Here is a 14,936-nt window from a genome sequence, read left to right as displayed (position 1 = left end):
GGTCTCTGCTTCCTGCTGGGGCCGGCACGGTCGCTGGTTGGACCGGCCAGTTTATGCAGGGGGTGCGGCTGTCACGACGCGCACGGCCCCGGGGTACGGGTCAGCGGCCCTGGTAAGTGGCCGATGCCGTACGGGTGATGCCGAGTTTGCCGTAGAGCCTGCCGCCGGGGCAGTCCGTGTCGAACCCGTCGCGGTGTCCGGCGATGGCGTTGAGTGTGACCTTCGTGCCCTCCGCGTACTTGCCGCTGCCCCCGGAGGTGAGTGTGACCCTGCCCTTCGGGTTGACGCCGTACAGTCCGAGCTTCCACGCCGTCAGCCTGGCCACGGCGGTCACGGCGGCCGCCGGCGGACTGGAGGAATTGTACGAGCCGAGGACGGCGATTCCGGTGCTGTTCTTGTTGAAACCGAGGGTGTGGGCGCCTTGCACCGGCTTGGCCACGCCTCCTGCCCGGCCTTCGTAGATGTTTCCGCACTTGTCGACGGCGAAGTTGTAGCCGATGTCGCGCCAGCCGCTGCTCTCTACGTGGTAGCGGTAGATACTGCGCAGGACGGAGGGCGCTTCCTGACAGCTGTAGTTGTTGCCGGTGTCGCTGTGGTGCACGAAGGCGGCCTTCACGGAGTTCGTGTAGACGAAGCCCTCCTCGCGCAGGCTCTCGTCCGCGCCCCACCCCTGGCGAGTGACGATGCGCGGGCGGGGCCCGATGTAGGGCTTGGCCGTCACGGCGTCGAACACGAGGTCGCCCGCCGCCGCTGCCTCCACTTCCGTGTCCAGCTGGTTGAGCGCCGGGATCTCCAGTCCCCCTACCGGGGCACGCCCTTCGGAGCCCTCGGTGCCGGGGCCCGAGGCGATGGTCCCGGTGTCCGCCGGGTCGTCACCGGGATCGACGAGTTCCAGGCGCATGCCCTCCGGCAGCCCGCCCGCCCGGCGGAGGGCCTGCACCCGCACCTCCACGCCGTCGGACGCACCGACCCACAGGGGCGCCGTGGCCCCGCGCACCCGGCCCGACTCGCTCTCCGCGGTGCCGGGGTCGGCGGCGTGGTCCTCGTTGTGGGTCTCGACCTCCTGCCAGGCGGACCAGGTCCGCGAGCCGGCGCCGCGGGTGCGGACCTCGACGGTGCCGTCCAGCGGGACGGAGGCGTCGTCCCAGACGATGCCGACCAGGGAGAACGACTCCACGTCCTGGCGGGGCAGGCCCTGGACCGGGGCCTGGAGCGTGCGGTCGGCGGTTGCCGTGCCGAGCGGCTGCAGCGGCATCGACCGCGTGCTGCCGGGGACGTCCGGTACGTCACCCCGCGTGCTGCCGGGGACGCCCGACACGTCGCCCCGCGTGCTGCCGAGGACGTCCGGTACGTCGCCCGGGGGTGCGGCGAGCGCGCCGGAGGTGAGCGAGAGCGGAAGGACGAGCGCGGCCGCGCACGCCACGGTGATCGAAGATGCCAGGTATCCACGCATGGCAGAAATCCTGGGACGGGTGCACGGAGACCGCCTGCCGGGAAAACCGGCCCCGCGCCCGGCCGACCGGAGGACCCCGTTCACCGGTACGGCCGTCCCGCGGGGCGCCCCGGCGTACGCTTGCGCGGGTGAACGCCAGCGACCGTACCCCTGCCGACCTGCTGCGATCCGCGCTCACCGCGGATCCGGCACGCCCCTTGGTCACCTTCTACGACGATGCCACCGGTGAGCGCGTGGAATTGTCCGTCGCGACCTTCGCCAATTGGGTGGCCAAGACCGCCAATCTCCTTCAGGGAGACCTCGCCGCCGAACAGGGCGAACGCCTGGCGCTGTTGCTGCCGGCGCACTGGCAGACCGCCGTGTGGCTGCTGGCCTGTTCGTCGGTGGGCGTCGTCGCGGACGTCGGCGGCGATCCGGCCCGCGCGGACCACGTGGTCGCGGGTCCGGGCCAGTTCGACGCCGGTCTCGCGTGCCGGGGCGAGCGGATCGCCCTGTCGCTGGCACCGCTCGGCCGCCGCTTCCCCGTCCCTCCGGCCGGCTACGCCGACTACGCGGTGGAGGTCCCCAGTCAGGGCGACCGGTTCGCCCCGTACGCGCCGGTGGACCCGGGCGAGGCCGCTCTCACGGTGGCCGGTCTCGAGCTGACCGGCGCAAAACTCGTCGAGCGGGCACGCGCCGACGCGGAACGGCTCGGGCTCGGCCCGGGCTCCCGGCTCCTGTCGGGTCTGCCGTACGACACCTGGGAGGGACTGTCCGCCGGGCTGTTCGCTCCGCTGGCGGCCGGTGGTTCCGTCGTACTGTGCCGCAATCTCGGCGAGTTGTCCGAGGACGGGCTGGCGAAGCGGATCGAGAGCGAGCGGGTCACGGGCACCGCGGTATGACAAGCCGCTGAGGTCCACTCATGTGGCGCACACCCGGGCCGAGCCCTCCCGGCCCGGGCGTCAACTCCGGTGGATGATCGGCGACAAGCGCGTTTGCCACGCACAACCAAGCGCCGGGTTCAGCTGTCCAGCCGGGTGTCCGGCGGCCCAGCGCGCCGCCGATGCCATGAAGGATGGACGCACACGTGACGGACAAGGCTGGTACGCCCGCCGAACCGGACGGCCCGACCGGGGACGAGGCCGAGCCGTCGGACGCGGCCGCCACGGATGCGGACTCCGGCCCGGACGCCGCTGCCGGAGCTCCGGAGGGCGTGGACGGCGGGTCCGGGAGCGGTGACGAGGCGGCGGACGCCGATTCCGGGTCCAACCACAAGCGGCACTGGCTGCGTTGGACCGCGCTCGGCACGTCGGTCGTCGTGCTCGCCGCCGCGGGCGCCGGCTGGTGGCTCTACCGCAAGCTCGACGGCAACATCACCACCGACACCTCGGCCGCGGCGGAGCTGGAGGCGTACGAGAAGGAGCGCCCCAGCGCGCTCGTCACGGGCGCGCAGAACATCCTGCTGCTCGGCTCCGACACGCGGGAGGGCGAGGGCAACGACAGGTACGGCAAGGACGCGAACGGCAGCCAGCGCTCCGACACCACGATCCTGCTGCACATCGCCGGGGACCGGCAGAGCGTGACCGCCATGTCCATCCCGCGCGACCTGATGGTCACGATCCCCGGCTGCGGCGAGCCCGACGGCAAGCGGACCAGGGAGCAGACCGCGCAGTTCAACTGGGCGTTCCAGTTCGGCGGCGCGGCCTGCACCATCCGTACGGTCGAGCGGTTCACCGGTATCCGTGTCGACCACCACATGGTGATCGACTTCCGCGGCTTCAAGGACATGGTCGACGCGGTGGACGGCGTCGAGGTGTGTCTGACCGAGCCGATCGACGACAAGGCCGCACGACTCAAGCTGCCCGCAGGCCGCCAGACGCTGCGCGGCGAGCAGGCTCTCGGGTTCGTGCGGGCGCGGAAAACGCTGGGTAACGGCAGCGACACCGAACGCATGGAGCGCCAGCAGCAGTTCCTGGGCGCGCTGGTCAAGAAGGTGCAGAGCAACGGTGTGCTGCTCAATCCGACCCGGCTCTATCCGGTGCTGGACGCGGCGACCAAGTCGGTCACCACGGACGCGGGGCTCGACTCGCTCAAGGACCTTTACGACCTGACCCGGGCACTCCGCAACGTACCAGCAGAAAAGGTGCAGTTCCTGACCGTCCCGCGCAAGCCGTACCATCTCGATCCGAACCGGGACGAGCTGATGGAGCCGGAGGCGAGCGAGCTCTTCGAGCGGCTCAGGGAGGACGCCGAGGTCGCGGTCGTGCCGAAGGAGAAGACGGACCGCGAGGCAGGCGACGGCGCGAGCCCCGCCCCGACGCCGACCTTCTCGGGCATCAACGCGGCCGAGGGCATGTGTGAGTAAGGCAATGGCCAAACAAGGGCCGACAGCTCAGGCGGATTGGGCGGAATGGCCCCTTGTAAGGGCCGTGGAATTTGTCACCGCCGTCGCTCGCAGCTGAACTGGGCGGATAGTGTGACGCGATCCGGTGCTTCCGACCCTGTGTCGCGCACTGCTGGATCGAAGGACCGAGCGCCTGCCGGGGGAGGCGCCTCGCGTGGCACCGACGGAGGACTCAAGCAACCGTGGATGCACAAGGCCGTGGACGGGCGGACGAGATCGACCCCGCCGACCAGTGGGTGATGAACCCGCACACCGGTAACTACGAACTGCGACTGGACCAATCCGCACCGCAGTCGTCAGCCTCCCCCAGCAGAGTCTCGGGCGCAAGAAGGTCTCGGCGGTCCGCCGAGTCCTCCGAGGCGGCGACCCCGGCAGCCGGCACCGCCACGCGCCGCAGGCCGGCGAACCCGGCCACCGAGGTCCCCGCGCAGCGCAGCCGCCGCGCGGGTGGCGCGCAGGGCCGCGTACCGCAGCAGCAGGCCGGGCGGCGCAAGCGCAAGCAGGCCGCCTCGGGCAAGAAGAAGGCGCTGCTGTGGACCGGTGGCACCCTCGCGCTGCTGATGGTCGCGACCGCGAGCGCGGGATACCTCTACTACGAGCACCTGAACTCGAACATCACGTCCGTCCCCGACGACAACGCCGGCACCGGCGGCTTCAGCAAGGACCGGGCGATCAACATCCTGCTGATCGGCACGGACAAGCGCACGGGCGAGGGCAACGGGAGCTACGGCGACAAGAACAGTCCCGGCCACGCGGACACCACGTTGCTGCTGCACGTCTCCAAGGACCGCACCAACGCGACAGCGCTGAGCATTCCCCGCGACCTGATCACCGACATCCCGGACTGCCCGACGACGCAGGAGGACGGCTCCAGCAAGGTCATCCCGGGAACACAGGGCACGCGGTTCAACGAGAGCCTCGGCCAGTCGGGCCGTACGCCGAGCTGCACCATGCGTACGGTCACCGAGCTCACCGGCATCAAGATGGACCACTTCATGGTGGCCGACTTCAACGCCGTCAAGACGCTCTCGTCGGCGGTCGGCGGCGTGCCGATCTGCCTCGACAAGGACATCAAGGACGACAAGTCGAAGCTGGACCTGCCGGCGGGCGATCACGTCCTCGAGGGCGAGCAGGCGCTCGCCTTCGTCCGCACACGGCACGCGGTGGGCTTCGGCGGCGACCTCGACCGCATCAAGATCCAGCAGCAGTTCCTCAGTTCCCTGATGCGCAAACTGAAGTCGAACGACACGCTCACGAGCCCGACGAAGCTGGTCAAGCTCGCGGAGGCGGGCACCGATGCCCTGACCGTCGACTCCAAGATCGACGACATAGGGAAGCTCCGCGACCTCGGTCTGGAGCTCGGTAAATTCGACATGAAGAACCTCACCTTCGCCACGGTGCCCGTCCTGGACAACCCGGCGGAGACGGTCAAGGCGACGGTCGTGCTGGACACGTCCAAGTCGGACGCGCTGTTCTCGATGGTCAGGAACGACGTGTCGCTGACCGAGGTCGAGCAGAAGAAGAAGGCGGCCAAGGACAAGCAGGCCGAACTGCTCAAGGGGACGAGGGCCGAGGCCTCCGACGTCCGTGTCGACGTCTTCAACGGCGGCGGCCCCACCGGATCCGCGCAGAAGACGCTGGACTGGCTCCAGAACACCGAGGGCGTGCTGAAGTCCACCAACAAGGGCAACGCGCCGGCGGACGTCACCAGGACGACGCTGGAGTACGCGCCGAACCAGGCCGACCAGGCCCGCAAGCTCGCGGACCTGATGGGCCTGCCCGCCGCGGCGCTCAAGCCGGGCACGGAGGACGCCCAGGGCCTGGAGGCGATGACGCTGACGCTCGGGCCGGACTTCAGGGGTGCGGGCGTGCCCATCACCGGTCCGGCGAAGGCGCCCAAGGACGCGGTGCAGGCGGACAAGAGGATGTGCGCCAAATGACACCGGCCGGCGGCTCATGGGGAGAGCCTGGACACAGGGGGTTCTAGGGGTGGGAAACAGCAGCGTGCGTGGGGAGGGGACGCGGCGACGCGGACCGCACGCCCGCGATCTGGGCTGGGACGACAGCCTGTACGAAGACGAGGCGGGGCGCGTCCCGGGCGCCCGTACGGCCCTCGACGACGAGCAGGACCGAGAGAGCGAGCGGGACACGGCGGCGGAGGGCTCCGGCCCGCACCGCCGCCCGGCACCCACCCGGCGCGCGAAACGCGGCAGACGCCGCATACTGCGCGGGGTCGCGGTGACCGTGTCCGTGGTGGTCCTGGGTACCGCGGGGGCCGGGTACCTGTACTACGAGCACCTCAACAGCAACATCCGCAAGGGCCAACGCACTTCGGGCGATTCCGACGTGAAGAAGTCGGCCCCGAACGCGGCGGGGCAGACCCCGCTGAACGTCCTGCTGATCGGCTCCGACAGCAGGAACTCCACCGAGAACCTCGAACTCGGCGGCTCGAAGAAGAGTGTGGGAGCGCCTCCGCTCGCGGACGTGCAGATGCTGCTGCACGTCTCGGCCGACCGCAAGAACGCCTCGGTGGTCTCCATCCCGCGTGACACCAAGGTCGAGATACCCGCGTGCACCGACCCCAAGACGGGGGAGGAGCACGCCGCCACGAGGGATCTGATCAACGCGACGCTCGGACGCGGCGGCCCCGGCTGCACCCTCGCCACCTGGCAGGAGCTCACCGGCGTCTACATCGACCACTGGATGATGGTCGACTTCGCGGGCGTGGTGGACATGGCGGACGCGATCGGCGGCGCCGAGGTCTGCGTCAACCACAACGTGTACGACGGCCCCAAGCCGGGCGTGCCCGGCGGCTCCGGCCTCAGGCTGACCGAGGGCTCGCACGAGATCCAGGGCGTCAAGGCCCTCCAGTGGCTGCGCACCCGGCACGCCTTCGAGAGCGACTTCGGCCGCTCCAAGGCCCAGCACATGTACATGAACTCGGTGATCCGCAAGCTCAAGGAGCAGAACGCCTTCACCGACGGAGGACAGCTCATGGACCTGGCCGAGACGGCCACCAGGTCCCTTCAGGTCTCCGAGGAGATCGGCACGGTCAAGAAGCTGTTCGACCTCGGCATGACGCTCAAGGACGTGCCGACCGACCGGATCGCGATGCTCACCATGCCGCGCGTCCCGGACCCGGCCAACCCGAAGAACCATGTGCTGCCCGCCCCGGGCGAGGCCGACCGGCTCTGGGAGATGCTGCGCGACGACGTCCCGGTGGACGGCAAGGCCCCGACGTCGAAGCCGAAGAAGCCGGCCGCGCCGAAGGACCCGGCCGCCGACCCCGCCGACATCGGCGTCATGGTCCGCAACGGCACGGGGGCCGACGGCCCGGCCACGCCTCAGCGGGCCAACGCCGTCGCGAGCCTGCTGGCGCAACAGGGCTTCACCGGAGCCAAGGCCGACTCGACTCCCGATCCCCAGGAGCGCACGCAGGTGCTGTTCCCGAGCGCCGACCTCCAGGGCGACGCACACGCGGTCGCCAAGGCGCTCGGGGTGCCCACGAGTGCGGTGAAGAGGTCGACGGACGTCTCGGGCGTGACCCTGGTGGTCGGCGCCGACTGGCGGACCGGGGACACCTTCCCCAAGGCCGAGCCGGCCGCGGGCCCGCCGAAGAACACCGAGACGGTCATGGGCGACGACAAGAACGCGTGCATGGACATCTACGCGCCCTACCGCTTCTGAGGCCACGCGCCCATACGGACGCCGGTCCGCCCCAGCGGGGCGGACCGGCGTCCGGCGTACGGTGCGGGCGTCAGGCCGCGGCGGTCTTCACCGACGGGCGTCGGCTCGCGATGACCTTCTTCGCCAGCGAGCGCGGGCTCGTCAGGAAGCCGTACCCCCACGACATGTGCATCGTCGCCAGCGCGAGGGGGATCTGCACCCGGGCCTTCAGGGGCAGTCCCTTGCCGGCGGGGACCGAACCAACCGTGATCGCGGCGAGGTAGCCGCCGGGCACGACGAGGGCCCACGGGGTCACGGTCGCGCCCAGGACCAGGCCCGCGGCGACCGCGCACACCGCGGTCGGGGCGGCGAGGTAGCGCAGGTTGATGGAGCCCTGGTGGTAGCGGGCGACGACATGGCGCCAGCGGCCGTAGTCCTTGTACTGCTTGGAGAGCGCCCGCACGGACGGCCGGGGGCGGTACTGCACCCTCAGCTCCGGCGAGAACCAGATCAGCCCGCCCGCCTCGCGGATGCGGAAGTTCAGCTCCCAGTCCTGGGCACGGATGAACTCCTCGTTGTACCCGCCCTGCTGCTCCAGGGCCTCCCGCCGGAAGACACCCAGGTACACCGTCTCGGCCTCGCCCGCCGTGCCGCCGGTGTGGAAGGCGGCGTTGCCGACTCCTATCCTCGACGTCATCGCGGCGGCGACCGCGTCCTCCCAGGCGTTCTCGCCCTCGGCGTGCATGATGCCGCCGACGTTCTGCGCGCCGGTCTCCTCCAGGAGACGGACGGCGGTCGCGATGTAGTTCGGCGAGAGCATGCCGTGGCCGTCGACGCGCACCACGATCGGGTGGCGCGAGGCCCTGATCGCGGCGTTCAGCGCGGCGGGGGTGCGACCGGTCGGGTTCGGCACGGTGTGGACCCGCGGGTCCTCGCGTACCAGTTCGGCGGCGATCTCGTCGGTGCGGTCCGTGGACGGTCCGAGCGCGATCACCACCTCTATCTCGCCGTCGTAGTCCTGCTCGAGGATGTGACGGACCGAGTTGCGCAGGTGCCGCTCCTCGTTGAGGACCGGCATGATCACGGAGACAGCGGGCGTGGCGTTCATCGCCCGCCACGTTACCGCGAACGGGGGACGCCCAGGCGCGGCGGCCGGTGTCGCAGATCGTATGGGCCTACGGTGCTCAAGATCGCCTGTCGTCGCGGAGGTGTCCCCTTGCCCCCACCGCCCCGCCCCCGTTTGCCCCCACCGCCCCGCCCCCGTCGCCCGGCACCGATCCCGGCGGGACATGTCAGACGGCGTCCGGCCGCGGCGCCGATCCGGCGCGAGCGGCCGCGCTGGGGCGTGCGGATGGTGACCTCGCTCTCGGTGCTGGTGCTCGGCGTCGGCGGGATCGGGCACGCGGTGGTGACGAACCTCGACACCGGGATCGAGCGGGTCGACCCGTTCCGCGACATGAAGAACCGTCCCGGGGACAGCAACGGCATGAACATCCTGATCGTCGGCACCGACGGCAGGGACAAGATCACGCCCGAGCAGAAGAAGAAGTACCGGCTCGGCGGCGCAGGCTGCCGCTGCACCGACACGATCATGCTGGTGCACATCTCGGAGGACCGGGAGCGCGCCAGTGTGGTGAGCCTGCCGCGGGACAGCTACGCCGTGATCCCCGAGCACACCGACGCCACCACCGGCAAGCACCACAAAACGCACCCGGTGAAGCTGAACGCCGCGTACTCGGAGGGTGGCCCGGCGCTGACGGTGCGCACGGTGGAGCACATGACCAAGGTGAAGATCGACCACTATCTGGAGATCGACTTCACCAGTTTCATGAAGACGGTGGACGCGGTCGACGGCGTGGAGGTCTGCACGGCCCGCCCGATGAAGGACTCGCACACCGGCCTGAACCTGCCCGTCGGCACGCACAAGCTGAACGGGGGTCAGGCGCTTCAGTACGTGCGCGCCCGTCACATCGACGGGGCGGCGGACCTCGGGCGCATGCAGCGCCAGCAGCGGTTCCTGGCGGCCCTCGTCCACCGGGCGTCCAGCAGCGGGGTCGTGCTGAACCCGGTGAAGTTCCGCAGGGTCACGTCGACGATGCTCGGCTCGGTACGGGCCGACAAGGGCTTCGGCCCCGAGCAGATGCTCACGCTGCGCAGGGCGATGCGGGGCTTCACGCCGGCCTCGTCGGAGTTCACCTCGGTGCCCGTCGGCGACGTGGGCCACCACGTGAAGGGCGTCGGTTCCACGGTGAAGTGGGACCCCGTGAAGTCGAAGAAGCTGTTCCAGCTGCTGCGGGAGGACAAGCCGCTGGCCCCGCACCGCCCAGAGCGCCCCGAGCGCCCGAGCGCGACGCCGGTCGACGTCTCGCCCCAGCAGATCCGGGTGCAGGTCGACAACGGCACCCTGGTGACCGGCCTCGGCGACCGGGTCGACAAGGCCCTGCGCGGCACCGGCTTCCGCACCACCCAGGCCCCGCGCAACACCGGGAAGGGCCAGGTGCGGCGCACCTATGTGACGTACGACCCACGCTGGGACCGCTCGGCGAAGTCGCTCCGGGCGGCCCTGCCGGGCGCCGAACTGCGGCCCGTGAAGAACCAGGGGCCGACGCTGCGGGTGGTGGTGGGCGCCGACTACAAGGGCGTCACGCCGGTACGGGCTCACGATCCGCACCAGGGCGAGTTCGGCGCGGTCACGGGCGACCAGGTGGTCTGCCCGTAGCGGTGTCCCGCTCGTCAGTCCTCCATGCCCTCCGCGGCCCGCTTCTCCCGCAGCTCCTTGATCGCGCGGCGCCTGGCCAGCCGGTGGGTACGCCGGATCTGCGCCTCCTGATAGCGCCGCCGGTCCCGCTCGGTCTCCGGGAGCACCGGCGGCACGGGCCGCGGCTTGCCGTCCGCGTCGACCGCGGCGAAGACCAGATAGGCGCTGCCGACCTGGGTCGCGGGCGTCGACTCGTTCCAGCGCTCGGCGAGGACGCGTACGCCGACCTCCATCGATGACCGGCCCGTCCAGTTGACCTGGGCCTTCACGTGGACCAGGTCGCCGACCCTGACCGGCTCCAGGAATACCATCTCGTCCATGGAGGCGGTGACCGCCGGGCCGCCGGAGTGCCGGCCCGCGACGGCGCCCGCGGCGTCGTCCACCAGCTTCATGATCACGCCGCCGTGCACGGTACCGAGGAGATTCGTGTCACTGCCGGTCATGATGTGGCTGAGCGTGGTACGTGACGCCGAAGTGGGCTTACCCGGAATTTCGTCCTCCGGGCGCTGGGCCTGATCTGTCATGCCCTCCACCATATGCCGGGGCCGCATTGCATCAGGTTCGCTACAGCCGTGGTGTGATTTCCCACCCGCCCTGTCGGCGCACCGCGTCCCACCGGCACACTGTTCGGCATGAACGACTGGCCCGAAGGATGGACCGACGACGGCGGCACGGGACGCGGCTACGGGCGTGGCAGCGCCGGTGCGCAGCCCGAAGGGGCGCGCGTGATGCGCCATGTCCAGCGCCCGGCCGCACCTCCGCGCGGCTCGGTGCCCCCGCAGCAGCGCGGCTACGACCAGGGCTATGCCGAGCCCGGGTACGACAGCGGCTACAACACGGGCCAGGTCTACGGCGCCCCCGGCGGGGGCGGCCGGGGCATCCCGCCGCAGGGCGGCCCCTACCGGCAGCCCGGACCGGCCCCGGACTGGCGTCGCCGGTTCAAGGTCGGCTCGGTCGTGGTGCTGGTGGCGGTGCTCGGCACGGCGATCGGCACCTACTTCTGGGCCGACTCCAAGGTGCGGCGCGAGGTCGACCTCGCCAAGGTCATCGAGCGGCCGCAGGAGGGCGACTGCACGACGTACCTGATCGTCGGCTCGGACAGCCGTGAGGGCATGACGGCCGAGGAGAAGAAGAAGCTGCACACCGGCTCCGCCGAGGGCAAGCGCACGGACTCGATGATGATCCTCGCGGCCTGCGGCAGCGGGAACACGATGGTGTCCCTGCCGCGCGACTCGGACGTGGAGATACCCACCTTCGTGGGCTCGGAGTCCGGCAAGACGTTCCAGGGCACGGGCCGGCGGGTGAAGCTGAACGCCGCGTACGCGGAGGACGGCCCCGAGCTGCTGGTGCGCACGGTCGAGCACAACACGGGTCTGCGCATCGACCACTACGCGGAGATCGGCTTCGCGGGCTTCGCGAACATCGTGGACGCGCTCGGCGGTGTCGAGATGAACATCGAGAAGGGCTTCACGGACAAGAAGTCCGGCGCCGACTTCGAGGCGGGCAAGCAGACCCTCGACGGCGAGCAGGCCCTGGCGTACGTCCGTACGCGGTACGCCTTCGCGGAGTCGGACCTGGCGCGCACCAAGAACCAGCAGAAGTTCCTGTCGGCGATGGCGAACCAGGCGGCGACGCCCGGCACGATCCTCAACCCGTTCAAGCTGTACCCGACGATGGGCGCCGGCCTGGACACCCTGATCGTGGACAAGGACATGTCGCTGTTCGACCTGGGCGAGATGTTCTTCGCGATGAAGGGCATCACCGACGGCAGCGGTACGTCGTTGAACATGCCGACGTCGGGCAGCCGCGGCGGGAACCTGGTCTGGGACAAGGCCAAGGTGCGGCAGCTGGTGCAGCAGATCCAGAACGACGAGAAGGTCACCGTGTCCGACAAGTGACGTCTCACGCGCAAGGGCCCGTCGCACGCGTGTGCGGCGGGCCCTTGCGCGTGCGCCCTCAGCCCGCGAACGGGTTGACGTGGCCCGGCAGTTGCTGGCCCGGTCGCAGGAAGCGGTCCCTGCCGTGCTCGTCGCGTACGGCGGTGAACCCCGCGGCTGTCAGGCGCTGCGCGATCCGCTGCCGGCGCGCCTCGCCGACCCTGAATGTGCCGAGGAGGAACGCGGCCAGCGCCGCGCCGCCCACCAGCGCGCCCACGTACATCTGCGCCAGCAACAGGACCACGACCAGCACGCCGCACATGCCCCAGGCGACCGCCTTCTGGCCGGCGTCCGCCGCCTTGGCCATGACGTCGTAGCCGATGCGGTCCTTGATGCGGTCGACGGCCTCCTCGGCCTCGGCCGTCGGCTTCAGCGTCCCGGGCTGCAGGCCGGGCGCCGCCCCGCCCCTGCCGGCCTCCGGGAAGGCGGCGATGGTCGCGGCCTCGCGGGCCCGCGCCTCGGGCCGCGGGTCCCGGTAGATGTACACCGCGAGGACCTGCTTCCTGGGTCCCTCGCGGCGGGCCTCGCCGTACTCGAAGCCGTACTGCTCGGCGACGTACGCCTGAGCCGCGATCTGCCTGGCGATCGCCATCTCCTGCCGCAGGACGACGACGTCCTGCGTGGCGATCTGCCGCAGCAGCGACGCGATCCGTCTGTCGGAAGCGCCCATTTCCTTCTCCCGCCCCATGTGTGCCGATGACGCGCCGCTCGATGGCGGCAGCGCAGCCTAGCCGCACCGAAATGGATCATTCCGCTTGGGGTCTCGGCTTCAGACCACCTACGCGAGCCGGGTTCGACGTGCACGTGTGCACTACATGGACTACGCAAACCGGACTACACCTCGGCTCTGCGCCTGGTCGGCGACACGCCTCCACCCGCCTGACGCCGCCGCCATCCCCTGCGGATCGCACGACACTGCCCGTGCGGTGCGGGAGGGTTCACGCGTACGGCACGACAGAGCCGGACGTCCGACCAGCCGGTGATTCTTCCCAAGGAGCACGACGACGCCATGCTGGTGAAGCGGCGCCACGGCACGGACGCGTTCTGGTGCGGGACGCTGCTCGGCGGCTGCGGCAACATCCTGACCGTGCGCATATGCCACCGCAGTGTCAGCCACTTCGCGCACCGCCCCGGGGACCGGTGCGTGCGGCGGTTCACCGGCGAGAACAGTGGGGACCACCTGTATCTCCGCCGGGGGGTGCGCCGCTGGCTGGAGACGTGCGGGCTCGACCACCGGCTCGAACCGAGCAAGCAGACCGACGGCGACTGGACGTACCTGGACGCCTTCCTTCCCGCCCCCGGGCTGAAGCTGCGCTTCTACTGTCCCTACGCCGGGTCGTCCCTGCCGCGCGCCGCGGTGGACTTCGCGCTCAGCGGCGGCTACGACGAAGTGCTGCTCGGGGAGCACACCCCCACGCCCCGCGAACTCTGCGCCCGGCGCGGGTACGCCCTGCGGCTCCGCATGGTCAGCAAGCGGAACGACGGTCTGTTGCAGCGACGCGTCCAGATCGGCACCGAGTTACCCGGAGGCCGTGTCACATGGCAGGACCTCGACGCCTGCTGGGTCACGTCAGCCGGTCTGATGACACCGGCCGCCCGCCAGGCCGCCCCACCCGGAACACCCGTCGCGCGCTACCGCCAGAAGGCCCCGTACCGCCCCGAGCCGCAGGGGAGCACGGCGGACGGCGCACGCCACCAGCGTCGGCCCGCGACCCCGGCGACCCCGGCAACTCCCGTCCAGAAGGCCGCCTTCGTCGTGCGGGACTACCTGGAGTACTGCGCCGCGCACGGGGAGACCACGACCTGGCGCGACTTGGCAAAGATCACCGGGCTCGACCTCCACACCTTCGCCCCCTCCCGCTGCCGCACACTGCTCAGCATGGTGGACGCCGCGACCCGCCCGACGGAACCGCTGCTGTCCGCCCTGATCCGCAGGGACAACGGCCACGCCCTTCCGTACTTCCGCGACCACGCGAGGTCACTCGGCCGCCTCGTGCCCGGCGGACACGCCGGGGACGAGTGGTGCGCCCAGCAGACACGGAGGCTCTTCTCGGCGCACCAAGGTTCACCGCAGGGCGGTGACCGCAAACGGCAGGAGACGATCCGGCGCGACACGGCGCGCATGAAGAGGCTTCTGGCCACGGCACACGAGCTGCTGGACTTCGCGGGCGAGGAGGACCGGCGGAAGCTGACGAACGCGATCGAGCAGGCCCGGTCCTGGGAGAAGCAGTGGCGCGAGGCCGGCCGGCGCGGAGTCGCCTACCGCGCCTGGAAGGCCCAAGGGCAGCAGAGGGAGTTGAGCAAGCGGATCACCGCTCTGGAACAGTCGGTCCAGCGGGGTGACACGCTCCTGCGGGAGCTGCGGCGCCATCTGGTCACGGTGGCACACCGTCGTGGCACGGTCACCGTCTCCGACCTGTTCGGCCCGCAGGGCAGCGTGGCGACGAGACTCCCGCCCACCGGACTCCTCCGTACCCTCGTGCGCGCCGAGGGCAAGGTGACGGACGACGTGCCGATCCTGAGTGCCCTGATCACTACCCAGGCGGGCGGTCCCCCGCCCGAAGCCCGGGACATCCTCGCCCGACTGGGGTTCATCCGGCCCGTGTCCGACCAGGTACTGGCGATCGTCTGGCGGCAGGAGCAGCAACGCGCCTGGGCAGCCCACGGCACGCCGCCGACGGAGATGCCACCACGCCGCATCCCGCGGGCCTCGGCGACCAGAAGGTCGTGATCGAGTCC

At 70.7% G+C, this 14,936-nt stretch carries 11 protein-coding genes; 7 read left to right on the top strand and 4 right to left on the bottom strand.

The features are described from left to right. Positions 1-100: 100 nt before the first annotated feature. Entirely contained in the window at positions 101-1,453 is a 1,353-nt protein-coding gene (locus QFZ82_RS24300) for an N-acetylmuramoyl-L-alanine amidase (protein WP_307715171.1), read from the bottom strand. A 128-nt stretch (positions 1,454-1,581) separates the two neighbouring features. Here QFZ82_RS24300 and QFZ82_RS24295 point away from each other — a divergent pair, with 128 nt between their 5' ends. From QFZ82_RS24295 to QFZ82_RS24280, 4 genes are all read left to right on the top strand, one after another. After that, a complete protein-coding gene (locus QFZ82_RS24295; RefSeq protein ID WP_307715170.1) occupies positions 1,582-2,334 on the top strand; it encodes a TIGR03089 family protein in 753 nt (250 codons plus the stop codon). 173 nt (positions 2,335-2,507) lie between these two features. Further along, entirely contained in the window at positions 2,508-3,797 is a 1,290-nt protein-coding gene (locus QFZ82_RS24290; protein WP_373429314.1) for an LCP family protein, read from the top strand. 221 nt (positions 3,798-4,018) lie between these two features. Further along, the gene (locus tag QFZ82_RS24285; protein WP_307715168.1) at positions 4,019-5,776 is read left to right on the top strand and encodes an LCP family protein; all 1,758 of its coding nucleotides are present in this window, start codon (positions 4,019-4,021) and stop codon (positions 5,774-5,776) included. Positions 5,777-5,825: 49 nt separating this feature from the next. Further along, positions 5,826-7,523: an LCP family protein gene (locus QFZ82_RS24280; RefSeq protein ID WP_307715167.1), complete on the top strand. Its 1,698-nt coding sequence runs from the start codon at positions 5,826-5,828 to the stop codon at positions 7,521-7,523. A gap of 70 nt (positions 7,524-7,593) precedes the next feature. Here QFZ82_RS24280 and QFZ82_RS24275 read toward each other — a convergent pair whose 3' ends face one another. Next, positions 7,594-8,610, bottom strand: coding sequence for a glycosyltransferase family 2 protein (locus tag QFZ82_RS24275; RefSeq protein WP_307715166.1), 1,017 nt, complete (start codon positions 8,608-8,610; stop codon positions 7,594-7,596). A gap of 243 nt (positions 8,611-8,853) precedes the next feature. Between QFZ82_RS24275 and QFZ82_RS24270 the strand changes: the two genes are divergently transcribed. Next, entirely contained in the window at positions 8,854-10,221 is a 1,368-nt protein-coding gene (locus QFZ82_RS24270; RefSeq protein WP_307715165.1) for an LCP family protein, read from the top strand. Between the two features lie 14 nt (positions 10,222-10,235). On the opposite strand, the gene QFZ82_RS24265 is transcribed toward QFZ82_RS24270, so the two are convergent. After that, positions 10,236-10,784 carry an acyl-CoA thioesterase gene (locus QFZ82_RS24265; protein ID WP_177152318.1) on the bottom strand — a complete coding sequence of 183 codons (549 nt, stop codon included), beginning with the start codon at positions 10,782-10,784 and terminating at the stop codon, positions 10,236-10,238. A 108-nt stretch (positions 10,785-10,892) separates the two neighbouring features. Between QFZ82_RS24265 and QFZ82_RS24260 the strand changes: the two genes are divergently transcribed. Continuing rightward, positions 10,893-12,158 (top strand): LCP family protein, encoded by a 1,266-nt coding sequence (locus QFZ82_RS24260; protein WP_307715164.1) that lies wholly within the window; start codon positions 10,893-10,895, stop codon positions 12,156-12,158. Between the two features lie 58 nt (positions 12,159-12,216). On the opposite strand, the gene QFZ82_RS24255 is transcribed toward QFZ82_RS24260, so the two are convergent. Beyond that, on the bottom strand, positions 12,217-12,867 hold the full coding sequence (locus tag QFZ82_RS24255) for a hypothetical protein (RefSeq protein ID WP_307715163.1): 651 nt from the start codon (positions 12,865-12,867) through the stop codon (positions 12,217-12,219). 309 nt (positions 12,868-13,176) lie between these two features. On the opposite strand from QFZ82_RS24255, the gene QFZ82_RS24250 reads away from it, so the two are divergent. Beyond that, positions 13,177-14,928 (top strand): hypothetical protein, encoded by a 1,752-nt coding sequence (locus QFZ82_RS24250; protein WP_307715162.1) that lies wholly within the window; start codon positions 13,177-13,179, stop codon positions 14,926-14,928. The last annotated feature ends 8 nt before the right edge of the window (positions 14,929-14,936 follow it).

The organism is Streptomyces sp. V4I23 (genome assembly GCF_030817975.1).
In the GTDB taxonomy this organism is placed as follows: Bacteria; Actinomycetota; Actinomycetes; order Streptomycetales; family Streptomycetaceae; genus Streptomyces.
This window is presented reverse-complemented; position numbering and strand designations above follow the sequence as displayed.

Bases quoted from the DNA above. Each gene is read 5' to 3' on its own strand.
- QFZ82_RS24300 (WP_307715171.1), bottom strand. From the start codon at position 1,453: ATGCGTGGATACCTGGCATCTTCGATCACCGTGGCGTGCGCGGCCGCG.
- QFZ82_RS24290 (WP_373429314.1), top strand. From the start codon at position 2,508: ATGGACGCACACGTGACGGACAAGGCTGGTACGCCCGCCGAACCGGAC.
- QFZ82_RS24275 (WP_307715166.1), bottom strand. From the start codon at position 8,610: ATGAACGCCACGCCCGCTGTCTCCGTGATCATGCCGGTCCTCAACGAG.
- QFZ82_RS24270 (WP_307715165.1), top strand. From the start codon at position 8,854: ATGGTGACCTCGCTCTCGGTGCTGGTGCTCGGCGTCGGCGGGATCGGG.
- QFZ82_RS24265 (WP_177152318.1), bottom strand. From the start codon at position 10,784: ATGACAGATCAGGCCCAGCGCCCGGAGGACGAAATTCCGGGTAAGCCC.
- QFZ82_RS24260 (WP_307715164.1), top strand. From the start codon at position 10,893: ATGAACGACTGGCCCGAAGGATGGACCGACGACGGCGGCACGGGACGC.
- QFZ82_RS24255 (WP_307715163.1), bottom strand. From the start codon at position 12,867: ATGGGCGCTTCCGACAGACGGATCGCGTCGCTGCTGCGGCAGATCGCC.